Origin of the sequence: Rhizobium nepotum 39/7, from assembly GCF_000949865.1 — a bacterium.
Lineage (GTDB): Bacteria > Pseudomonadota > Alphaproteobacteria > Rhizobiales > Rhizobiaceae > Agrobacterium > Agrobacterium nepotum.
Genome location: NZ_JWJH01000012.1, coordinates 44,425 through 67,784, shown reverse-complemented (window position 1 = coordinate 67,784; position 23,360 = coordinate 44,425). Strand labels below are relative to the sequence as shown.

Here is a 23,360-nt window from a genome sequence, read left to right as displayed (position 1 = left end):
CAAAATGAATATGAGCATCGTGAGTTTCGAAGCGGATGAGCAACGCCAGCATGCGCGCTACAAGTTGCCGCTGAAATGCGTGATCGATCAGCACAGATATTCCTCGATCGACTGGTCTTTGGGTGGGGTGGGTGTCGCAACAGGCGATGTCACCTTCGAAGAAGGACAAGTGCTGCCCTTGCAGCTGCAGATCCCACTCGATGGTTTCGATATGCTGCTGCCTGTGAAAGCGGAAGTGCGTCATTCCAGCGCGGAAGCCAGCCGTACGGGTTTCAGGTTCGTCGATACGTCTCCGGCCGCGCAGCGTATGCTGCGTTACATTCACGATTCATATCTCAGTGGCGAGATCGTCGAGGGTAACGATATTCTCGATTTCGCCAGGCGCGCTTCCGGCGAGGTGAAACTGCGGCCACGAAAATCGGACGAGGCGGTGCCGGGCGCTGGCAAATTCCGAAAAGCCGTGGGTATTGTCGCCACGCTGGCCATCTCGCTCGCGCTTGCGGCGTTTCTGGCAAGCAGCCTCTATCAGCGTCTCTGGGTCTTCGCGGCCGATAGTGCGGTGGTCACGGTCGATACGGTTCCGGTTCTTGCACCTGCCAACGGCATCATCACCAATCTGGTGACTGGACCGGTAAAAAGTGGTGAGCGGATTTTGACCGTTCTGACCGAAAGCGGACAAAGCACGTCGGTCGTCGCATCATGCGATTGCGCCGCCGAGCCTACCGGTCCGGCTGTCGATACGCAGATCAAGGTCGGAGCCCAGGTGTTGGGGCTGCGTCATGCGGATGCCAAACCGCACGTGGTCGCCATGGTGGATCGCTCACATCTGATGGCGCTTTATAAGGCGCCGCATGTCAGCGTGGACCTGCCGCAAGGCACGGTTCTGCATGATGTGGTGGTGTCTCAACTGCCAAAGGTCAGCGAACAGTCCGCCGCGACGAGTGATCGGGTAGCAGTCAGGATCGATCTTGGCGGACATGCCCTGTCGGCTGAAATTGGTACACCCGCTGCCGTTCGCTTCGACAACGGACCATGGTTCGGTCTGAACCAATGGTTTGCGGATATGACGAGCAGACTCCTGCCGAAATAAGTGGTCGCGGGAGGTTTCTCCTCCCTCCGCCCGCCCGTCGGCAGCCATATTGCATGCCAGTTGCAGGAAATTCATGTGCAGGGGACGTCTTGGTCTCTGACGGGACATCCGTTGTCTGCATTCCGGTTCTCTGCACGCAATGATCGAGCAGCTTTTACGATACAGACCTGACGAAGGAAGCATGATGACACGCGACATCATCCACCTATCAAGTTCCAACTGCCGGTGGCCGCCGAAAACGGCGAGCACCCTAGTATCGCTGCGCATGGCGGCGTTGTCGATCTGCCTCGTGTTTTCCGCCGGACACTGGCCGGTTGCCTCCTCGGTTGCCTTCGCCCAACAGGCCTCGGCAACACAGTCATCGGCGTCTGGCAAAGCCGATGCCGCGATGTCGGACATTACCGCGAATGTTCTGAAGGCCGATGGTGCGACAGATGCCCGGCAGCGCCTCGCGTTTCTCGATGCGGCGCTTGCTGGCATGAAACAACTGAAATCGTGGATGGCAGCGGATTCCGTCGAGGCAAAGACTGCATTGAGCAGCCTGGCCTCCGGTGGCATCGATGCCGACAGTCTGGTTTCCGCCAGTATCTCCGCATTGCAGGAACAGATGAAGGGCCGTATCACGGACCCGGAGCAGAGAACCGAGATGCGTGTGCGGATAATGGAGCTGATCGAAGCTCTTTCTCTGCCGGAGTTGCAGGTCGCTGCCCTGGGAGGTTATGCCGCTCTCGTTGCCAAGGGCGACAAGCCGAATGCCATAAGCCTGATGGAGAAGGCAGCCGGCCGTGTCGATCTCATCAAGGATGAGACTGCGAAGAACGCAGCGCTGAACACCCTGGCGCAGACGGCGACGATCATCGATCCTCAAATATCCTCCGCCCTTGCCGACAAGGCGATTTCGCGCATGTGGCCGACACGCATGCGTGGCTATGCCCGCTACGATCTGGCCCTGCGAATTCTTGCGGGCAAGCAGATCGATGGTAAACAAATCAGCGCCGCTCCCACGGACAGCATTGTGGCGCAAAGCGTCGGTGCCCTCGAGAAAGACGATCTGGAGTCGGCATTGTTGTGGGCGCTGGCGATCAATCCGGAAGATTCCGAAGCGCGCAAGAAGGCAGTCGGCAACGTAGCGGATCTGGCCCTCAGGGAAGGCAAGCTGGAATGGATGCCCGTGCTGGCCACCAGCCTTGCGGATAACAGCGATCAGGAAGATCTGATCGAGAAGATCGTCAAGCAGCGCATCGAGGCCGGACGTGGGCTGGATGCAGCAAAGCTGGCAGAATACCTGCCGGAAAGCGCGTTGCGCGCGGAGCTTGATTTCACGCTGGCAACGGTGTTCGCCAAAAACGATCTGACGAAGATGGCGGATGCTTCCTACGCCAACGGAAACGCCGTTCTTGCCGGTCTGTCCGGCCCTGAGCGGGGAGTTGCGGTGGTGGCGGCGGCCGAGAGCGCCATCAGCCTGGAGCGACTGGATGACGCGTTGGCGCTCGTGCAGGAATTGCGCACGGCGAAGGATGGCGGCAACACGATTGCCAATCTCGCCAAAAGCCTGGCGGATGCCGACAGGCTGAAGGACGCGGAAAAGCTGCTGTCCTTTCTCCAGGGCGGCAATGACCGCGACAAGGCTGTTGCCGGTATCGCCCGCGTGAAGGTGCGGGAAGGTGATATCGCCGCAGGCAAAACCGCGCTCGAAATCATCGCCAATAGCCGTGACAAGGGACGGGTACAGTCCGAACTGGCGCGCACGCTCGCCAAAAAGGGCGAGACGGATGATGCGAAGTCGGTTGCCCTTTCCATTGAGGACACGGAGTTCCGGATAGAGGCGCTGCTGCGGCTAGCCTCGGTTGCCAATGACAGCAAGGGCAACGGCGATTTCGATGCGCTGGTCGGCGAAGCGGTGAAAGTTGCAGCGGGTGAGGACAAAAAAGATAACCGCGACAAGGGGTATCTGAAGATCGTCGAAGTGCTGACCGATGCGCGCAAAACCGACGCAGCCAGGCAACTGATCGATCGTATTGCCGACGAAAAGATCAAGGCGCGGGCTGCCAGCATGATTGGCAAACGTGCTGCGCTGGATGGCTTCGGTGGTGAGGCATTGACGTATCTCGCGTCATTCGCCGGTGCAGGGGAGGATGAGGCGCTCAAGGCCGAAGTTCTGGTTGCGGCTGCGGCAAATCCGGCAATGCTCAAATTCGCATCGGTTCAGGCGACCACGCTGAAGGACCACATGTTGCGTGTCCGCACGGCGCGTTCCATCGCGGAAGCCAATTTTCGGTCTCTCGATGTGCGCAATCTCGGTTGGGGCAAAGGGAGCCCGGTCGACTACCGCGCCATGCAACAGGCACCGAAGCTTGAGGCCGTGGCAGAAGTAACACCCGCTGCTGCCTTCAGCGATGGCAGGCTGACACTTGCCCGGCAGGAAGGCAGGATAAGCCTTCCCGAGACCTACACCTATCCTGACATTTCCGTGCGTGCCGGCACGGTGCGTGAGGACGTGCCCTTGCCGCAGGCCGGTCATGCTGCCGTTACGCTTGCCAATCTGAGCCCCTATAGCGACAAGTTCATGGAAGATCTGGCTGCGGGCAATACGGGGCTGTCTTTCGCGGCGGAAGCGCAGGGCATTCCTTATCCGCGCATCATCGTTATCCAGAGCGGCGTCTACACTCTTGGCAGTCTGGCAAGCGAACTGGATGCTGGCGACGGTTTTCCGTTGGTCACGCGCGAAAACGATGTCGTGACACTGCGCGCCCCTGTTCTGGTGGCGGAAGGGGCGACGCTGATCCTGTCCGGACAGGAAGCGGCCACCTATCGTCTTTCCGCGACGGCCGGCAGTTTCATTTCCGTGGCTGGAACGCTTTACGTCCAGGATACGACCGTTACATCCTGGGATGAGGCGACCGGAACGCCACGTTACTCGGACAAGGAAAAGCGTCATGTTTTCCGGCCCTATATCATCGGCTGGAGCAACTCACGGCTGATGATCGGTGGCTCCGTGCTGGATTCGCTGGGTTATGCGGCGCCCAAGTCCTTCGGCCTTGCCTTTTCTGCCGGTCCCAAGACCGTGGCGCAGCAGATAACCGAAGCGCGTGCGCCGACGGGGATCGTCGTCGACAATTTCTTCCACAATTTCGAATATGGTTTCTATTCTTATGAGGCAGACGAGGTCAGCCTCGTGGGCAATGAATATCGCGACAACGTGCTCTACGCGATCGATCCGCATGACCGCTCTCATCGGCTTCTGATTGCCCTCAATACCACCTATGACACCAAGGCCAAACACGGCATCATCGTCTCGCGTGAGGTTAATTTTTCCTGGGTCGTCGGTAATGTGTCACACACCAATACCGGGTCTGGCTTTATGATCGACCGCAACAGCGTCGACAATTTCATTTATGCCAATGTCGCCTTCGACAACAAACAGGATGGCCTGACACTCTTCGAAAGCAGCTGCAATCTGGCTGTGGGCAACCGGTTCTTCGACAACAAGCGTGCGGGCATCAAGATCCGCAACAGTTGGGATGTCGGCGTTCACGAGAATGTTCTGGAAAACAACGCTCAGGATGCGATCCACGGTTATATCAGTAACTTGCGGACATCTCCTGCAAACGCATTGCGCGATTTCGAGTTCGATCCCTATCTGCCGCTGACGACATTTGCGGCCAGCGGCAACCGCATCCATGGAAATGGCGCCGGCATCAAGGTTGACGGTACGTCGGGGTTCAGCCTTTCCGGCAACGATTATCTCAATCAGGTCGGCCGACTGATCGATGGCGATGGCCGGGCGATGGAAGGCCATATGCTGCGCTTCAACGAGCGCGAAAGCGTGTTGATAACCTCGACGGTGTGCCGCCCGAAACGCCCGGAAGCCTATACCTGCCGTTTCCGCGATGCAGGGTTTTTCAATGGCGACGGTCAATCCGCAATCTTTGCGGAAGATGCGCTGACCGACACCTGCACCAATGTTTCAAACTCCGTTCAATACGAGAACTTCAATGGAACGGGAGGCCGAAGCTGATGGCAATATTTTCCGGGATTCCTGGCACAAAAATCCCTCAGAGACGCGGTATCGTTGTTGCCCTCGGTGTCTGGTTCTGCGTCACCTCGGCCGCAACCGCTGCGCCTGCCTATGACGGTCTTTTCGATGTCGCAGCCCGCAAGGCGGCGATCGCGGCCGATACCTCGGGACGCCTTCGCAAACAATGCCTTGCGATCAAGGCTGACAGCAAATGGCTCGATCTCGAGGTCGTCGATGGATTTCGCCCGACCGCCGGTTACGGCAGCGATCGTGCCGGTTCCCAGTTCGCCTGGGCGGTGATGGTGCTTTCCGGGCGCTCGCTTGGCGGTGACGCCGCGTCGACCAGGATGCTGCGTACCCTTCTGAACAGCTGGGCGGATCGTGGCGCCTTCGAAAAAACGGAGGTCGGGCACGACGCCTATTATGCGCTGAAGCGTGCACTCTTGCCGGCCATCACGGCTTTTTCGATCATTCGCGATGACCTGCCGGACGCGGAACGGTCGAAAATCCAGACGTGGCTCGATCCGCTGGTTCGCCGCGTCGACCAGACATTCAACGGTGACGTCGACGTCAACAATCACCGGTATCTGGCGGATAGCGTGCTGATGACATGGGGCGGGATCGTCGGGGATGACGGCCTTTATGAAAAAGGCAGATCGCGCTTTCTCTCCATTCTAGATGAGGCGCGCGCCAATGGCGGACTGCCGCTTGAAACGCGCCGGGGTGCGCGGGCGCTCTGGTATATGCGGCAGTCGCTGACCAGCATGGTGGTGATGGCAGAGGTTGCCCGCGGACACGGCGAGAACCTCTATGTGAAGACATCCGGCGATGCCAATCCCGTCAAACGGTCGATCTGGACGATTTTCGGTTATTGGCTGAATGGCATCAACGATCCGGTTCTCGTCAATGCCTATGCGGCCGAGAATTATATTCCCGGTCCAAGCCGTGATTATCTTCACCAGGATACGGGCTTTCTCGAGAACCGTGGCAATGGTCGCCACTATCTCGCATTCCTCGAAGCTTTGGCTGCTGTTCCTGCCGGGAATATCTCCACGCAGCGCGCGCTTGCGCTGTTGCAGAAGGATGCCGCGATCGAACGGCCATTGATCGACGAGTTTGTCGGTGGCAATGCCACCTGTTTCTGGGGGAAGTGATGATGAAGCGTCACCTTTTAACCCTCGCTCTTACGGTCGGATCGGCGTTTTTAAACGGCTTTCCAGTGTCTGCTGCTGATGCGCAAGTGCCGGGCAGGCTTATCGAAGCCGCGACCGCGCTTTCCCAGCGGAGCGATGGTCAGGGCATGCTGGATTATGCGAGGTTGCTGCGGGCAGGTGTGCCGGTCGATGCGCAAAATCCGTTGCTCGTGTCCGACTTCGGCAAGGCACGGACCGTCCTCGAAGCCGCGCTGACCATCCCCGGCCCACACCAGTCCGATGCCAGATTGACGCTGGCGAAGATGCTGCTTGCGGGCGAGGGCGGTTCGTTTGATATCAATCGGGCCTTGTCGCTTCTGGAAGAGGCTGGCCGTGCGGGGGTCGCCGAGGCAGCCTATATTGCCGGGCGGACGATGGTGGAGCGGCAGCTGGATGCCACCAATGCTAAGGCCCGGTTGCAACTGGCGCTGAGGCTCGGTTATGGCGCGGCCGCTTTCGAGTTGGCCGGTCTGGCTGGAACGCCTGAGGCCGAAGCACAATCGATGACCCGCTTCGGCATCGGGCTGCTTGAGCGGCGTGCGGCGGCCGGCGATGAGCGCGCGGCTTATGACCTTGCGACCTACTACCGGGAAAATGCGAATTCCGATGAAGCGTTACAAGCCGCACTCGGCTGGTATCGGAAAGCGGGCGAGCTTGGGCATAAGCGATCGATCTTCTGGATCGCGCGTCTGCAAATGGATTCCGCGACCAGCCTGTTCAATCCCGCTGAGGCGGCGGATTATCTCGACCGGGCGGCCGAGACCGGCGATGTCGAGGCGGCGCAGGAGCTGGTCAAGGACTTTACCGAGAGCGGCGACATCAATGTCGATCAAGCGATCTTCGATAAATGGATGCGGCGTCTTGCTGGCATCAAAGATGCCAAGGCCGTCCTTTATTTCTCGGTTCAACTTCAGAACACGTTGGAAAACCGCAAGAAGCTTTCCGACGATCTGTTCGCCGAGGTCATGAATGGTGAGACGCGCGATGTGGATGCGCTTCTGCGCATCGGCACGATGTTCCGTGATGGGGACGGCGTTATCGCCGATGCGCGAAAAGCCCTGGATATTTATGGGTTGACGCTGGTGCGCCAGTCCAAGGATGGCACGGTCCTTTTAGCGCAATTGCTTCTCGAAAAGCCTGAATTGCGGACGGAAGAAAGTCTGACAGCGGCCCGCAACGGGCTTGTCGCCACCGCCGCCGTCGGCAGCATCAACGCAATCGTTCTGAGGGGCGATTTCAGTCTTCATGGGATAGGCCAGACGGTCGATATCGACGATGCCATGGCGTGGTATTCGAAAGCGCTGGCGGTGCGTCCGTCAGTTCGTGTGCTGAACAGGCTTGCAGAGGCCGCTCTTCTTTCTCCAGACCCGGAGCGAAAAATTCTCGCGATGGGATGGCTGGAGAAGGCCGATACCCTTGGCAGTAATGCAGCGATGCTGAAGCTCGGCAAGCTCTACGCGGAAGGGCAGATCGTTCCGGTCGATGTCGGCAAGGCGACGGAATATCTGGAAAGAGCGGCTGCAAAGGGCAGGACGGATGGTCTCATAGAGCTTGCAAATCTGCATATGCGTATCGGCGGTCCAGATGCGTTTGAAAAGGCACATGCGATTTTCCAGAGGGCGGTCGACAGGGGCGATGTCGAGGCATCGGTCGAGATGGCACGTTTTCTGACAGCGAATGGCCGTTTGGAGGAAGCCGTTCCGCTTCTGGAAACAGCGGCGCGAGCCGGGAGTTTCTCTGCGGCGATCGATCTCTTCGATATTCTTTCGCTGGAAGGTGGAGAGAGCGGCAAGGCAAGAGAGTTTCTGGAACTTGCTGCAAACATTCCCGATCTCTCGTCTGCCGATCGTTTCCTGCTCGCCGGTGCTCTGCTGAAATCAACGGATTCGCTGTTGAGCCTGCGGGGCGCCAACCTCGCCAGGGAGATGGCAGGTGCGGGGTATCCGGGTGCGGCCGCCATGCTGGCTTCAACATATCTCGGCGGAGAGAAAAGCGAACAGAATTTTGGAGAGGCGCAGCGTGTTCTCGAAGAAGGGATCGCCAATGGCGACGTCGAAGCCACGATCATGATGGCCGATCTTCTGCTGGATGGCGTTCATACACCTGCCGACCCGTCCAAGGCCTTGTCCTATTACGATCGAGCACTTGCCGTGCAACCGAAAAACCCGTCGCTCAACCTGAAGCTTGCCCGCATGTATGCCGATGGTGTTGGCGTCGACATCGACAGGACGCGCGCCGCCGACTACCTGCGAACCGCAAGCGACGCCGGCAGCCGCTCGGCGCGGCGCGAGCTCGGTCTCGCATATCTCTGGGGTGCGGGAGTGCCGCAGAACAGGGAGCTTGCAAAACAGAATTTGCAGGCGGCGGCAGATGCCGGTTTTGATCGCGCCTGGCACGATCTCGCGGCGCTGGAGAGTTCCGGTTTCGCCGCGCCTATCGATCCGGAAGCGGCATTTGCCTTTAATTACAAGGGTGCAAAGCGCGGCGACGCGGCAGCGATGATCGATGTCGGGCTGTCTCTGCTCTCCGGCTTCGGTGTTCCGCATGATGGCGAGGCGGGCATTGGCTGGCTTGAGAAAGCCGCAGCGACGCGCACGGAAGAAGGTCCACTCGCCATGTACCGGCTCTATGAGGCGTACAGGTCGGGGCAGGGCGTCGAACGAGATGCCGACAAGGCGAATGAATGGCTGGCCCGAGCGGCAGCCGCCAACAATCCATCGGCCATGTTTCAGACGGCGCTCGTCCTTCGCGCAGACAGTTCGGATGCCCTGCAGGCAGAGGGGCTCCTCTGGCTGAGGCGCGCGCAGGCGCTCAAGCACAATCAGGCCAACAAAATTCTGATGAAGATGGCGGCGGCTGATCCCCGTTTCGAGATACCCAAGATGGAGGTGGTCGATGAAAACGAAGAGCCTTGAGGTTTACCATCCTTATGGTGCAGGTGAGGCGAGCCGGTTTGCCCTCCGCTTCATGAGTGCGTTGTTCGTTTTCGCCGCAACGCCTGCCTTTGCAGGCAAGGCCTGCCCGGATATCGGCAACAAAAAAACGGAATTCAATCTGGCCGAGGGGCTCGATGGCGTGTTTTTCCGTACAAATACGGATTTTGAAGAGTTCTTCGTCAGAACGTCGGAAACGATGGTCTCCCTGCGCGCCATTTCCGATGCGTTGCGCGTCAAGGGAACGGAACTCGTTTTCATGCCGCTGCCGTCCCGCGGTATCGTGCAGCAAGCGAAACTCGATGACAGCGACGAAATCCAGGCACGCTACAATGCACCCGCCGCGGAACAGGAGTTCCGTCACTATGTCGCGCAGTTGCAAAAGAACGGCATCACGACGGTAGATGTTCTCAAGGCGATTGACAATCATCAGGCAAGGGACAATTTCTTCTTTGCGCGGGACCATCACTGGACGTCATCCGGCGCCCGTCTGGTTGCTTCCGCAGCTGCCGAAACGATAAAGAAGCTCGCAGAATACCCATCCCTGTCTACTTACAATTTCGAGACCAAGGCCGTCGGCAGTCTCGATTACATCGCGCCGATGGGCCACGAAATTCAGGCCCTGTGCGGCAGCGCGGTGGAGCCTGAGAAAGAAACGGTCTGGCAGACAACGCGATCGGCAGATGATGCCAGCGATCTTCTGGGGAATGTCGCCGAAACCTCCCCACCCGTTGCTCTCGTCGGCTCCTCTTTCAGTGCAACGCCTGAATTCAACTTTGCGGGCTTTCTGGCGCAGGAAACCGGTCTGGATATCACGAACTATGCCGAAAACGGCGCGCAGTTCATCTCATCTCTTGCGACTCTCGTGTTCTCCAAAGGCTTTCATGAAAAGCCGGCTCCGCTGATCGTCTGGGAGGCGCCGTCATATTATGCCGTGGACCAGACGATGTTCCAGGCATCGCGCCAATTGCTGGCGGCGGTCTACGGCTCCTGCGAGGGTAACAGCAGCATCGCGACCTCCCAGCCGAAGAAAATCGAAGGCGAGACGGTGTTGCTTGCCGCCTCAGACCTTAGGGGGCAGCAATATGGAGACGCGTATCTGGAGTTCGCTGCCTCGCAGGCTGGCCTCAACCAGATGACTGTCACCGTGCGTTATCGCGACGGGGATGAGGATACGCTGACGCTAGGTGGCTTCCCCCGTTTCGTCGATGACGGGACGTTTTATCTGATGCTGAACGACGAATTTCCGACGCCTATTACGGGTGTGTCCGTCAACGGAAACTTCGGTGACACCACGGTTACTGCACGTCTTTGCCGCGTTCCCGATCAATTCATCAAGAAGCAGGGCTGAAGCAGATGTTTTCGGATGAGATTGCATTCAAAATAAATCGACGCCGGTTTGTTCGTCTTGTGACCGCTTTTGCGGGCCTGATGGCGGCAAACCAGTCCGTTTTGGCGGCTGGTGACGATGCCGGCATCTATGATGCGGATGTTCCGAAAGACTGGAGCTTCATCCGTATCGCCGCGACCGATCCGTCGGCTGTTGCAACGGCGACCATTGGCGAGAAACCGTTCAAGGTATCTGCAGGCGGGATTTCCGATTACGTCGCAAGAGCTCCCGGAGATTACACCCTGCTGGTCAAAGGGCAGTCAACGCCGCTTTCGGTGGGGCAGGGACAATATCTGACGATCCTCGCGGGCGCGGACACAAAAGAGCCCGTTGTCGTTGCGGATGTCTTTACGTCCGACCCGGCGAAATGTGCGCTTGCGCTCTACAACCTCACGACAACGCCGGTTTCACTGACGGCGCTCGCCAAACGCTCGCCCGTCATCAAGGCCGTCGCACCGATGAGCGGCGTCTCTCTCGAGGTCAATGCCGTTGCAATCGATCTCAACGTCGAGATTTCAGGGGCGATTGCCAGGACTTTTGAAAAAACGACGCTGAAGCGCCGTTCGGTGACGTCGATCTTCGTTCTGGGCAACGGGCCGGACGATATCGTTCTCACATCCGTTTCGGCGAAAGCCTGAGCGGGAGCAGGAAGATGAGAGGGATCAGGTCCATGACAACATTCAAAAGCGCGGTATCCTTCCTCTCCGGTGGGCGGAAGAAGACGAGGTTTGGTACGGGCCTGTTGTTTGCTGCACTGATGTTGACGGTGCAGCCGGCGCAGGCGCAGACGACCTTGCCGTTGCAGGACGGTCTTATGCCGAGTCCAGACTTCGACTATGCGCCGATCTGCAGGGTCAGGGCGCAACAGCGCGATCTTTCCTTCGACTGGAGCAAGTGGGACGGTGGGCCGGTTCCCGGCAATCTGGACGATATGCTGCTGGATGCGCAGGCTTATATCGGCGGAACCGGCAACGCCCCGCGTGACAGGGTGCTTGCGCGCCGCATGCTCGAATATCTGAAAAACGCCAATTATGAACTGGCTGGCCGTGCCTCACACACATTGGGTCGCCTGATGTTCGACGCGACGTCAGGATCGCCCGATCTTGGCCGAGGTCTCGCACTTCAGGACGAGGCGATCGCGCGTGGCTTCATGGAAGGGGCGACCTTTCTGGGGCGTCTTTATGCCACGGGCGATGTGGTGCCGCAGGACAAGCTGAAGGGTGAAAAATACCTCAAGATGGGTGCGCAAAACGGTGATCCGGATGCGGCTCTGTTGCTTGCGCGGCTTTATCGCAACAATCCGGATCTGGCGCCGTCGGAGAATGCGCCTCAGCTTCTTTTCAATCAGGCGATCGACAGACTCAGCCAGTCGCTCGGCGCTGGGGAATGCGACGTTCTCAACCTGTTTTCCGGCATTTACGCCAACGAAGAATTCGGCCTTTACAATCCGCAGCTTTCCGCCAGGTGGCTGATGGCCGCCGCACAGGCCGGAAATTTCGTTGCGGTCGAACGTCTGTCGCAGCGTTACGTGATCGGCGACGGCGTTCCGGTGGATCGCAACAAGGCGGTGGAACTTCTGGAAACCGCTGCTGCGAAAGGACACACCGGTAGCCGCATTTCGCTTGCTCGCCTGTTGTTGGCAAATCTCGATCTTAAGGACGCGCTTCCAAAGGCGACACAGGCGCTCAAACAGGAGGCCCAGCGCGGCAATGTGCGGGCCTTCGAACTTCTGGCGCAGATCTCCCATGGAGATTTTGGTGGAAAGCCCAATTACTCCGCCATGGTAGGCTATCTCGAACAGGCCGCGCGCAATCCCGTCGTTGATACGGATATTCTGAAGCAGTTGGGCAGTGCTTATGCCAGCGGCACGGGAACGGCGCGCAACACGGAAAAGGCCGTGGAGTATCTGACGCGTGCGGTTGCTCTGGGATCTGATACCGCTGCTCTTGAGCTTTACCAGCTGATGGTCGACAGCACGCATAATATTTCAAAAAGCGTCAATCCGGTCGCGATATTGCGGCGCGCTGCCAATAACGGCTTGAGCGAAGCGATGGCCACACTGGCAGACGCCTATAGCTGTGGCATCGGTGTCGAACGCAACGCGGGGATCGGGCGACGCTGGCAGGAGCGAGCCGCTGCCGCGGGTAACCGCCCCAGCCTGATCGCCGTCGCCAGACAGGCGCTGGCCGAGCAATCCGGCGATGACGGAAAGCTGATGTATTTCCGCAATATTCGTCGGGCGGCGGCTCTTGGGGACCGGCGGGCGATGGTTCTGCTGTCGCTGGCCTATCGTGACGGGATCGGCACGGGTGTCGATACCCGTGAGGCCGGCCAGTGGTACGAAAAGGCATTGGCGGCGGGCCACGAACGCGGCCAGGCGCTGGTTCTCCTGGCGCGACTGCAGCTTTCATCTGAAAACGTCGACAAGGCGAACGTGAAGGCGGCGGTCGAACTTCTCACAGATGGTCTGTCCACCGGCGATACCTCGGTGCGTTATGATCTTGCCAAGCTCTATCTGAAAGGAGCGGCAGGTTTCACCCCTCAACCCGAGGAAGGTATCAAACTTCTTGTCGAAGCTGCACGTTTGGGTCACACGGCTTCGATGATCCAGCTTGCCGATCTCGGCGTGGACACAAAGGCCGGTGGTGGCAGGGCAGCCGATCTCTGGTTGAAGCAGGCTGTGGATGACGGCGATATCCGCGCCATACTGAAAACAGCCGACCGAGCGGGCGACCGGACATCGCGCCGCGCCATGTTCGACATGGCCCTGAAACAACCGCTATGCAGCGCCAAAGACGAGGTTGCGCTGGCCGATGCCATATCGCGGGATGCCGATTACGCCATACCGACCCGCAATCTGGTCGAGCGGGCGATTGCTTCCGAAACGGATGACGCCAGCACGCTCTATCAACTCGCAAACTTGCTGAACGACGATAAACGCGGAGTTTCTAATCCCGAACTGGCGCTTGCGACGATGGTCAAGGCTGCGGAGGCGGGCAAGGTGGAAGCGATGCGCGAAGCTGGCCGCATGTCCCTCCTGTCGCCTCACGCCGATCAGCGGCAAGCGACGCGGTGGTTGCTTGCCGCGGTTCGCGCCGGAGACGACGGAGCTTTGAAGACGCTCGTCGAGCAATTGGTGGGCGACGAGGCGCCGAAGGTGTCGACAAATCCTTCAGTCGTCGCCAAAGCCTTGCCGGCACTTGAGGATGCCGCGAAAGCAGGGTCCGGTAATGCCATTCAGGCTTTGGCGCGCGTTCTTTCGACATTGGCGAAAGAGGACGGGGCCTATTCGGAGAAAGCCAGGGTCTGGATGATGAAGGCCGCTGAAACCGGCGACGGTGCTGCCATGGTGACGGTTGCCGACGCTTTTGCGACCGGCACCAGCGGTTTTCCGCTTTCGGCCGCAGACAGTACGGGTTGGCTCGCGCGGGCGGCGATTTCCGGTTATCGCCAGGCTTTCGAACCTTACGCCATTGCACTGCAGATTGGTTACGGCGTCCCCACCGATCCGAAGGAAGCGGAACGGTGGTTGGGTAAGGCTGCCACCATCACTCAATAGCAAAACCTCCGTCACGATATCCGGATGGTGGAGAAAGGACCGCTCGATGAAACTTTCTGTCATTTTCACCCTGATTACGGTTTTGCCGATTGCGACGACCGTGGCTCTGGCTGCAGGAAAGAGCAGTGTGCCTGTTCCAAAGCCGCGCGCGACGATTACCGTCAGCCCGCAAGCTTTACCGGCAACGCGTCTGCCTTCGCTTGAAGCGGCAAAAAAGCTTCCTGTCGCCAGGCAGCTGGAAATCGCAGCGGCCGCCCTGAATGAATCTCGCCGCGATCTTCGTAATCCTGATCTGGGTTTTTCCCTGCTGATATCGGCGGCCCCCAGGAACCGCGAGGCGGTGCGTCTGCTGGCCAAGGGGATCGTCAACAACGATTATTCGTTTGGCACCAATACCGGCAAGGTTATGAACCTGTTGGCGAAGGAGGCCATGCGAGGGTCTTCCAGTTGCGTCATTGCGTGGGCGCGTATGCAGCAGCTGGGCATTGATGTCCCCAAAAACGATGCCCTTGCCTACAAATGGTACAGGTGGGCAGCGCTGGTGGGCAATCTCCGCGGCATCGAGGAGACTTCGCTTGCCCTGCTGGAAGGGCGCGGCATCACCCGGGATGTGAATGAAGCGATTGCCTTGCTGGACAGGTTGCGGCCGGAGCGGCGTGCGGCCCGTTATGTCGAAACCGCGTCCCTCCTCATGCAAAGTGCCGACGCTGACGCAACGGCACGCGCCGAGAGGCTTCTGCTCTCGGCGATCGATCTGGCGCCGCAACGAAGCCTTTCCGCCGCCACGAAACTTTCCGACAGTCGGTTCAGTGCGGCGGCACGGGAAAAGGCGCAGGCGATCATCGCCGCAGCGCCGCAGGGTGGTCCTATTTCAGAGGACGGCAAGATTGCCCGCGCTTTATGGAACAGCAACGACCCGGCCGAAATCCGGAAGGGCGTGGACATGTTCGCCGAGGCCGCCAAGGCGGGCGATGAAAAAGCCGTGCCTTTCCTGGCCAAGGCGTTGAACCGTTCTGGCGTGCCGGCGACCACGCATGACGCAATTTTGCAGATTCTCGAACCCTATGCCGACCGGGGAAATATGGACGCCATCCGTGCGGTCTCCGAGGCCTATTTCGTAGGGCGCGGTACGAACCGGTCGTTTGAAAAGGCGGCCGCCTATCGAAAACTGGCTGCAACGCAGGGAGACAGCGAGGCGCAATATCTGCTCGGTCTGATGTATGCGCAGGCGACCGGCGTGGTCAAAGATATCGGGCAGGCCAAATATTGGCTGACCCAATCGGCCGATGGCGGCTACCTTTTGGCGCGATCCGCGCTTATCTCGCTAGACGGCATGACGAGGTAGACGATGATGATGTTGCCGGTGTCATCCCTGCTGGAGTTCGCGTTTAAGCGTATCCAGCCTCAGATGGGCAGGGTAGCTGTCTTCACGCGGCGGCTTGGTCTGCTGTTTCGTGGTCGCCGCTTCGAACAGCGTGGCGTCATCAACACCGTTCAACGTGGCTTTGGCCAGTCGCTCGAGAGAGCCGGAGCAAATGTCATCAATTGGTTGACCGATTTTTCGGAACGTGACGAATGTGCCAGCCAGCGGACGAAAAGCATAGAGATGGTAGTTACGCGCAAGCGCTCCCCTTTGCATTTCAAGCGGCAAAGTGCCGTCTTCGGTGACCTGGCACACGCCGATCCGATAGGACTGGCGGGCCCATTCGATCTTGTTCTGGTCTCCCGTCAGGCTACCGACTGTCGCAAGGGCAAGTGCTGCCCAATAACGATGGTTGTTGCGGGCGCTCCTGGGGCCGGCCTCGGTGTCGAAAAACACCATGGTGTCGTCTGCCATGATGTTGAGCCATTCCGCAATGGGTTTTTGTCTGTCGAGATTGGCTGCAACACCCCAGGCGGCGACGAGACCGGATATTTCTGCAAGCACGCGAGCGCGGGTGAGTTTGGCGTCGGGTGTCGTGGCGTCGATCAGGGCGTGGGACGTGGCCCATTGAAGAAGGACACGCATGGCGCATTCTGTTCCGAAGCGCGTCTCAATGTTTTCCAGCTCGAGAATAGAACGCCAGATCGGCTTGAAAACGGCGATATGGGAGGCGTCCTGCCGTTCGCTCTCGATCGCGTCTCGGGAGAGATATTTCGAGCTTGTGGCAATTTTTTGCGGCGGGGTTTCGATTTGGGAAGCCGCCGCGCCGCAACTCATGTCCGTTTCCTCCATGCCGTTCGAGATCGTTGCGCTGCCGGATTTTTCCAGTTTCACCTGAACAGTCGGCGGGCGTGCAGGCGACGTATTCGGTTTGAGGATTTCATGTGTGGCGTCATTCGAGCCTGAATCGTTGCCAACGCCCAGCATAGGCAAGCTGAACAGAAAGGAAGCAGAAAAGGCAATCAACGCAAAACGCAACATGGTTCACTTCCCGACAAGGCAAGCGGCCATTGAAGCAGATTCAAGGAAACATCTGGTTAATGCTGCGGATTGAGTGACGCGCGTAAGCAACGGGCGGTTAAATAGTTGCGGGTATCGTCTGGATTTCCTAATTATTTTGTATTTATCGTTAAATATTTGTTGACTATATTGCATATTCATATTTAATGTTTTTATAATTAATAGTGCCGACAAGGTCGCATCATTCGTTGTTCGCCATCGGTTTTTGTCTTTATATATGTTTATTTGAAATTTCGGAAATTTGTCTATTTCCAGTGATATGCGCATTTTCGTGCAGTAATATGAATATGTTGTCGCGTTTCATAAGACCTGTCGCCGTTTGTTTTTTTTGCGTTCGGCGAAGCAATTTGCAATAAAATATATATTTATTTTGCCGACAGGTTCTGTCGAACCTGATCTTGCGTTGCTTTTCGGACCTTTTCTCCTGCTTGGTCCGGTGGGGCGTATATTCTGAATTTGCAGAATTTTCCCATGGTTCTTTAAGTATTTCCTTAGTAGCTTTCAGGGGTTCATATGACCAAAATTGATATTAACGTCAGTGCAATGGGTCTCAGGGTCAGTGTTTTCGGGGCCGGTTATGTGGGCTGCGTGTCGGCCGCCTGTCTGAGCAACGACGGTTTCCGCGTCGTGGCGGTCGATCCGGATAGCTTCAAGGTTTCGTGCCTTGCCCGTGGCGAAGCGCCGATCATTGAACCCGACCTTGCCGAGTTTCTGGAAAAAGCCAATCTCAACGGCATGCTGACCGCGACAAGCTCGGCGGAAGAGGCGGTCGACATGACGAATGTGTCGCTCTGCTGCGTGGGTACGCCCAGCCTTCTCGATGGTACGCTCAATACGGACTATGTGCGTCAGGTCTCTTTGGAGATCGGCAGGGCCTTGCGCCGTAAAAGCGAATTCCACGTTGTCGTCATGCGTTCCACCATCCTTCCCGGCACGATGGAGGAGGTTGTCATCCCGGCACTCGAGGAGGCGTCCGGGAAAATCGCCGGAGTGGATTTTGGTGTCGCCTATTATCCCGAATTCCTGCGCGAGAGCTCGGCGATTGCGGACTACTACAGGCCCGGCGCCATCGTTTTCGGTCAGTATGGCGACGATACGCGCTCGATTGACGTCCTTAAGGCAATGGTCGCCCATATCAGCGTCGTTCCGCATGTTATTCCGATGCGAAGCGCCGAGATTGTCAAATATGTCAACAACTGCTGGCATGCGGTAAAGATCAGCTTTGCCAACGAGATCGGCAATCTCTGCAAGGCCAAGGACATTGACAGCCATGTGGTCATGGATGTCGTGTGCGCGGATACCCGCCTGAATATTTCCAAGGCCTACATGAAACCGGGTTTTGCCTATGGCGGCTCGTGTCTTCCCAAGGATCTGCGGGCTCTGTCCGGCTTCGGACGGCGAATGAACGTTGCAACACCGATGCTCGATGCTGCGAAGGCGGCAAACCTGGTGCAGATCGATCGCGCGAAACAGCTCATCACCGATGCGCGCAAGGATCGGATCGGCTTCATCGGCATCACGTTCAAGACCGACACCGATGACATGCGCGAAAGCCCGATGCTGAGCCTTGTCGAGAACTTTATCGGCAACGGCAAAGAAGTGTCGATCTTCGATCCAAACGTTGTGAGGGATGAAAGCGAAGGCCGTAACTATCTGCGCCATATTGCGCCGCGCATCCGTTCGTCGATCAACGATGTCATCGACAACGCTGATATTCTGGTGGTCGGCCACAAATATGCGGGTCTGACCGGGGCGATCGAAGCGGCCGGCAGACCGCTCGTGGTGGTGGATCTTGCGCGTGTCGAGGTGCCAAACCGCAGCGGTCACATCGTCTATCACGGGCTTTGCTGGTGAGGTGGCCACAGCGCGGGCTGATTTTTTCCTGAAAATATATTTTATGCTTTTGTGAGGAAATTCATATGCGTCAGGTTTTGACCGCTGTTGCAGGAGAAAATGCCCGGATCGTTCCCGCCATCATGATCGGTGGGTCAGGAACCCGGCTTTGGCCTCTGTCCCGCTCGAACAAGCCGAAGCAGTTTCTCACGCTGGGTGGGGACGGGCATGACAGCTTTTTCCAGCAGGCACTGCGCCGTTTCGCCGTACCCGGTTATGGTCTGCCGTGGCTGATGTGTGCACGCGACACATTGGTTCATGCGGAAGAGCAGGTCGCCAGCGGCGGATTTTCCGTCGACGGACTTATCGTCGAACCATCGATGCAGGGAACGGCGGCGGCGATCGCCGCGCTGACTGTCACCATCTCGCGGATGGATGCGGCGGGAAGCAACGCCGTTCTTCTCGTGGCCCCTTCGGACCATATCATTGCGGAACCCGAAATCTTCAACAGGATCGTCGCGGGCGCCCTGCCGATCGCACGTTTTGCCGACCGTATCGTCACCTTCGGCATCAAGCCGGAACATCCTGAAACCGGATTCGGTTATATCCGCCCTGGCGAGGCAATCGAAATAGACGGTGAAGTCAGGGGATACGCCATCAGTGCCGGCGATTTTCTGGAAAAACCGTCGCTTGAAAATGCCAGGCGCTACGTGGAGGAGGGTTTCTGCTGGAACGCCGGCATCTTCATGTTCCGGGCCGGGGTCATGCTGGAGGAACTGGCGCGCCATGCGCCGGAAACCCTGCGGGCAGCCGAAGAGGCGTTTGAAAGAGCCACCATCGACATGTTCGATGATATACACGCAATCATGCTGGAGGCTTCGGCGTTCGGGGCTGCGCCAGCAGATATTCCGATCGACACGGCGATCATGGAGCGGACGGCACGCGGTGCGGTGGTGCGCTGCGAGGGCATCGGCTGGTCCGACATCGGTTCTCTGTCGGCCCTGCATGAGATCGACCGCGACAAGGATGCCAACGGTAATGCCCTTTCCGGGCCGGTGCTGTCGATCGGCTCCACCAACACCCTCGCTTATGCACGTGGCGGCAGAAAGGTCGTCCTGATTGGGCTGGAAGACATGATCGTGATCGATGACGACGATGCCGTCCTCGTTACAAAGATGTCGCTGGCGCAGAAGGTCAAGGATGCCGTCAATCTTCTCAAGCAGAACAAGATGCCGGAATCGCGCGCCACGCGAGAGCAATTGTATGGCTGGGGAAAGGTCCGGCTGCTGAGCGATCAGGGCGACCTGTCGGTGTTCACGGTGACGTTGCGCAGCAACGCGACGATCGCGCTGCGCATTCCTGAGGGCTATTGGGAGAACTGGTCGGTATCCTCCGGCAAGATCGACATAATCCTCAATGGCTTTATCCGCCATCTGGTGCCGATGGCCAGCCTTTCGCCAACAGAAGGTGAGATTCTGTCGCTTTATAACGGCACGGCCAGGGAAACCACTGTCGTCATCACCCGGCAGCGCAGTTCCGGGCGGAATTTGGCCGTCGCGCCGCAGAGTTTTACCGCAGACACGGTTCTCGACCTCATTCCCGTCGAGGCAGATGTGTCAGCCTTCGATCTCAACATGGTGCCGGAAAGCACCCTCGATGACGAGCCCCATCCCGCCAATTGACGATGCTTTGCGGCGCGCCGGGCAACGCGGAATTTTGTGCAATAACAGCAGCAGGCGAATGAGTATGCCGAAAGACGGCGCGTTTGATCGTAAAACGGGCGGGCGACACGCTCGCGCCCCGCTCCTGCATCAGGCTTTTGCCCGGTGCAGGAGCGGGTTTGCGGTCGTTGCCGTCGTCAGCGGTTTCATCAATCTGCTGTATCTGACGAGCCCGTTTTTCATGTTGCAGGTCTATGACCGCATCATCCCAAGCGGCAGCATCGGGTCGCTGATTGCACTGTGTCTGCTGGCAGGCATGCTGTTCGTCTGTCAGGGCGCGTTTGAAATCGTCAGAAGTCGCATGCTGTCGCGTCTTGGCGCCTTGTTCGAAGTCGCTCTTGATCGCGTCCTGTATCGGCGATCGCTGCTGCTGTGCGGCAGACCCGCAATCGTTTCGACAAGCGACGATCTCGATACGGTGCGTGGTTTTCTCTCCGGGCCGGGGCCATCGGCACTTTTCGATCTTCCCTGGCTGCCCGTCTATCTGACAATCTGTTTTCTGCTTCATCCCGTCATCGGTTTCGTGGCGCTGGCGGGCGTGCTGGTATTGACGGTCTTGACCGCACTTGCGCATTTCAGCCTGCAGCAATCGCAGCGCGATCTCGCGGTGCTGACTACGAACCGCAGGGGCTTTTCCGATTCCGTCAGATTGAATTTCGGGGCGCTCAGGGCCATGGGCATGACTGCCGATGTGGCGGAAAGGTGGGCCGCCCATAATGCGGCATTCCGCCTGTTCGGCACACGTCATGCGGATGTGGCCAATACCTACGCGACATTGACGAAGGTTCTCCGGGTTGCCCTGCAATCGGCCGTTTTGGCGGTCGGGGCTGTTCTTGTCATGAGGGGTGATGCGTCTGGCGGTATCATTCTGGCGTCCTCGATCTTGACGTCGCGGGCACTTGCGCCGGTTGAAGCGGCTATTGTGCACTGGCGGGGTTTTGCCGCAGCAAGACACAGCTGGCTCCGCCTCGAGGCTATCGTCATGGCAGAGACGGACCGGGAAAGCCTGTCGGAGTTACCGCTGCCATCCCGTAACATTACGGTCGAGGCCATGGCGGGCGGTCCGCCGGAAACCGAAAAACCCATCATATCGGAGATCGGGTTTTCGCTGGAGGCGGGAACGGTTCTTGGGGTGATCGGACATAGCGGATCCGGCAAGACGGTGCTTGCCCGTCTGCTTCTGGGCATCTGGCCCGTCAGTGCCGGTACGTTGCGTTTCGATGGAGCGACGATGGACCAGTGGGACGTTGATCGGCTCGGCAGCCATATGGGTTACCTGCCGCAGGAGGTGGGGCTGTTTGGAGGAACCGTCGCCCAGAACATTGCCCGGTTTCGTAAGAACATTCCCTCCGTAGAGGTCATTGCCGCAGCGCGAACGGCGGGCGTGCACGATCTGATTTTGCAGCTGCCGGATGGCTACGACACCATGATCGATCCCCAGTTTCCGATACTCTCGGCCGGTCAGCGCCAACGTATCGCTCTGGCGCGCGCGCTTTACGGCCAGCCATTCCTTGTCGTTCTCGATGAGCCGAACGCCAATCTCGACGCTGAAGGAGAAGAGGCTTTGTCTCGCGCCATCGACGGCATCAAGATGCGCGGAGGCATTGCCATCGTCCTCACCCACAGACCCGGTATTCTTGCACAGGCGGACAGGATTCTGGTCTTGAAAGAGGGTAAAATGGCAGCCTTCGGCCCACGCGAGGCAATCATGGGTCAGGTCCTTCGCCGGGAACCGGCTGCCCGCTCTGGAAAGATTTTGAAGGTTGTCGGGGCAACCGGAAAGCTGGAGGTGAGGCGATGAGCGATGAGCTCTCCATCGCCTTCTGGCGCCGTTCACTCCGGCGACATATTGCCGTTGCTGTCGGGTTGGGGCTTGCGCTGTTCGGCGGTGTTGGTGGCTGGGCGGCGACGACAAAGCTGGCGGGGGCCGTCAGCGGTCAGGGCTTCATCGTCATCGAGAACAACGTCAAGAAAATACAGCATCTCAGCGGCGGCACGGTGTCGGAACTGCTTGTGCATGAGGGCAGCGAGGTTGCGGCCGGTGATGTTTTGCTGCGTCTCAGCCGGACGACTGTTGAGGCCAATCTGGCGATTATCGAAAATGCGCTGGTGCAGTCTCTGGTACGCGCTGCGCGTCTCAGGGCGGAACTTGCCGGCACGAGAACTTTCGAGGCCGATTTTCTTAAGCAGAAGCGGCTCACCAGGCCTGCCTATGGCCAGCTCGTTGCATTGGAGCAGAACCTTCTCCAGACGCGGCGAGACGGGCTTGAAGGCATGAAGCGCCAGCTCGCCGAACGCAAGGGCCAGCTTGCAGACGAGATCGAGGGTGAAAACGTCCAGATCGAGGCGGTGAGAGCGTCGATTGCGGCGGTCGATGAGGAATTTGCCTCAGTCGACGGATTGTACCGGCAACAGCTTGTCACGCTGCAACGCCTGACGTCGCTCAAACAACGTCGCGCCGAGCTGCAGGGCAATCTTGGTGAAAGACTGGCATCGAGAGCGCAGGCCGAGGGGCGTATCAGCGAAGTGGAGTTGCAAATTCTTCAGCTCGATGAAAACCGCCGGGGGGAAAATGCCAAGGAGTTGGCGGAAACCGAAGCGAAGATCACCGAAATGGAAGCGCGACGTATCGATGTGACGGAGCAGTTTGGCCGATTGGACATCCGTTCCCCTGTCAGCGGTCGTATTTTCGAACTGGAGCTTCACACCGTCGGCGGCATCGTTCAGCCAGGGGAAACGTTGATGCTGGTCGCGCCGCGCGGCGATGGTCTGATAGTCGAGGCAAAAATTTCGCCGCGCAATATCGATCAGGTGACGCCGGGTCAAAAGGCACAGCTGCACTTTACCGCTTTCGACCGCACGACCACACCGATGGTGAAGGGTGAGGTCGTGTCCGTCTCACCGGATGTGCTGACCGATCAGAGAACGGGACTGCCGTTTTACGCGGTGCGGATCAGGCCTGAGGCGGAGAGCCTGGAAGAGTTGGGAAACCTGAAACTCTATCCGGGAATGCCAACGGACGTGTTGATGCCGGCGGCGGAGCGGCGCGTGATTTCCTATCTCGTCAAGCCGCTGACGGACCAGCTCAATCATGTTTTCAGGGAGGACTGAGCCGGGACAAGAGAAATCATTTCCGCCCGGTATCAAGCAAGGCAATCAGTTAACGAAAAGGCGTTAGCC

Annotated in this window: 13 protein-coding genes; 12 read left to right on the top strand and 1 reads right to left on the bottom strand. The window is 58.5% G+C overall.

The genetic code is table 11. The annotated features are described in order from the left end of the window. The first annotated feature begins 4 nt into the window (after positions 1-4). From RS75_RS13585 to RS75_RS13550, 8 genes are all read left to right on the top strand, one after another. Entirely contained in the window at positions 5-1,090 is a 1,086-nt protein-coding gene (locus RS75_RS13585; protein ID WP_052679691.1) for a PilZ domain-containing protein, read from the top strand. Positions 1,091-1,271: 181 nt separating this feature from the next. Beyond that, on the top strand, positions 1,272-5,108 hold the full coding sequence (locus RS75_RS25115) for a right-handed parallel beta-helix repeat-containing protein (RefSeq protein WP_160297191.1): 3,837 nt from the start codon (positions 1,272-1,274) through the stop codon (positions 5,106-5,108). Beyond that, positions 5,108-6,262 carry an alginate lyase family protein gene (locus RS75_RS13575; RefSeq protein ID WP_045021281.1) on the top strand — a complete coding sequence of 385 codons (1,155 nt, stop codon included), beginning with the start codon at positions 5,108-5,110 and terminating at the stop codon, positions 6,260-6,262. The genes RS75_RS25115 and RS75_RS13575 overlap by 1 nt, the downstream gene beginning before the upstream one ends. Positions 6,263-6,327: 65 nt before the next feature. Continuing rightward, a complete protein-coding gene (locus RS75_RS13570) occupies positions 6,328-9,216 on the top strand; it encodes a tetratricopeptide repeat protein (RefSeq protein ID WP_160297190.1) in 2,889 nt (962 codons plus the stop codon). Next, the gene (locus RS75_RS13565; RefSeq protein WP_045021277.1) at positions 9,197-10,585 is read left to right on the top strand and encodes an alginate O-acetyltransferase; all 1,389 of its coding nucleotides are present in this window, start codon (positions 9,197-9,199) and stop codon (positions 10,583-10,585) included. Before RS75_RS13570 ends, RS75_RS13565 begins: the two co-directional genes overlap by 20 nt. Positions 10,586-10,644: 59 nt before the next feature. Beyond that, positions 10,645-11,262 (top strand): alginate O-acetyltransferase AlgF, encoded by a 618-nt coding sequence (locus RS75_RS13560; protein WP_160297189.1) that lies wholly within the window; start codon positions 10,645-10,647, stop codon positions 11,260-11,262. A gap of 32 nt (positions 11,263-11,294) precedes the next feature. Further along, on the top strand, positions 11,295-14,183 hold the full coding sequence (locus tag RS75_RS13555; protein ID WP_045021273.1) for a tetratricopeptide repeat protein: 2,889 nt from the start codon (positions 11,295-11,297) through the stop codon (positions 14,181-14,183). A 46-nt stretch (positions 14,184-14,229) separates the two neighbouring features. Then, a complete protein-coding gene (locus RS75_RS13550; protein WP_045021271.1) occupies positions 14,230-15,528 on the top strand; it encodes a tetratricopeptide repeat protein in 1,299 nt (432 codons plus the stop codon). 21 nt (positions 15,529-15,549) lie between these two features. Here the strand turns inward: RS75_RS13550 and RS75_RS25110 are convergent, their stop codons facing one another. Continuing rightward, the gene (locus RS75_RS25110) at positions 15,550-16,587 is read right to left on the bottom strand and encodes an alginate lyase family protein (RefSeq protein ID WP_052679688.1); all 1,038 of its coding nucleotides are present in this window, start codon (positions 16,585-16,587) and stop codon (positions 15,550-15,552) included. 552 nt (positions 16,588-17,139) lie between these two features. Between RS75_RS25110 and RS75_RS13540 the strand changes: the two genes are divergently transcribed. The 4 genes from RS75_RS13540 to RS75_RS13525 all read left to right on the top strand — a co-directional run bounded on the left by RS75_RS13540 (position 17,140) and on the right by RS75_RS13525 (position 23,291). After that, positions 17,140-18,480 carry a nucleotide sugar dehydrogenase gene (locus RS75_RS13540; RefSeq protein WP_045021269.1) on the top strand — a complete coding sequence of 447 codons (1,341 nt, stop codon included), beginning with the start codon at positions 17,140-17,142 and terminating at the stop codon, positions 18,478-18,480. A 65-nt stretch (positions 18,481-18,545) separates the two neighbouring features. Then, positions 18,546-20,141 (top strand): mannose-1-phosphate guanylyltransferase, encoded by a 1,596-nt coding sequence (locus RS75_RS13535; protein WP_052679687.1) that lies wholly within the window; start codon positions 18,546-18,548, stop codon positions 20,139-20,141. A 64-nt stretch (positions 20,142-20,205) separates the two neighbouring features. Continuing rightward, positions 20,206-21,981: a type I secretion system permease/ATPase gene (locus RS75_RS13530; protein ID WP_084686884.1), complete on the top strand. Its 1,776-nt coding sequence runs from the start codon at positions 20,206-20,208 to the stop codon at positions 21,979-21,981. Then, the gene (locus RS75_RS13525; protein WP_045021266.1) at positions 21,978-23,291 is read left to right on the top strand and encodes an HlyD family type I secretion periplasmic adaptor subunit; all 1,314 of its coding nucleotides are present in this window, start codon (positions 21,978-21,980) and stop codon (positions 23,289-23,291) included. Before RS75_RS13530 ends, RS75_RS13525 begins: the two co-directional genes overlap by 4 nt. Positions 23,292-23,360: the final 69 nt, after the last annotated feature.

Bases quoted from the DNA above. Each gene is read 5' to 3' on its own strand.
- RS75_RS13565 (WP_045021277.1), top strand. From the start codon at position 9,197: ATGAAAACGAAGAGCCTTGAGGTTTACCATCCTTATGGTGCAGGTGAG.
- RS75_RS13535 (WP_052679687.1), top strand. From the start codon at position 18,546: ATGCGTCAGGTTTTGACCGCTGTTGCAGGAGAAAATGCCCGGATCGTT.
- RS75_RS13575 (WP_045021281.1), top strand. From the start codon at position 5,108: ATGGCAATATTTTCCGGGATTCCTGGCACAAAAATCCCTCAGAGACGC.
- RS75_RS25110 (WP_052679688.1), bottom strand. From the start codon at position 16,587: ATGTTGCGTTTTGCGTTGATTGCCTTTTCTGCTTCCTTTCTGTTCAGC.
- RS75_RS13525 (WP_045021266.1), top strand. From the start codon at position 21,978: ATGAGCGATGAGCTCTCCATCGCCTTCTGGCGCCGTTCACTCCGGCGA.
- RS75_RS13530 (WP_084686884.1), top strand. From the start codon at position 20,206: ATGCCGAAAGACGGCGCGTTTGATCGTAAAACGGGCGGGCGACACGCT.
- RS75_RS13555 (WP_045021273.1), top strand. From the start codon at position 11,295: ATGACAACATTCAAAAGCGCGGTATCCTTCCTCTCCGGTGGGCGGAAG.
- RS75_RS13540 (WP_045021269.1), top strand. From the start codon at position 17,140: ATGACCAAAATTGATATTAACGTCAGTGCAATGGGTCTCAGGGTCAGT.
- RS75_RS13585 (WP_052679691.1), top strand. From the start codon at position 5: ATGAATATGAGCATCGTGAGTTTCGAAGCGGATGAGCAACGCCAGCAT.
- RS75_RS25115 (WP_160297191.1), top strand. From the start codon at position 1,272: ATGATGACACGCGACATCATCCACCTATCAAGTTCCAACTGCCGGTGG.
- RS75_RS13550 (WP_045021271.1), top strand. From the start codon at position 14,230: ATGAAACTTTCTGTCATTTTCACCCTGATTACGGTTTTGCCGATTGCG.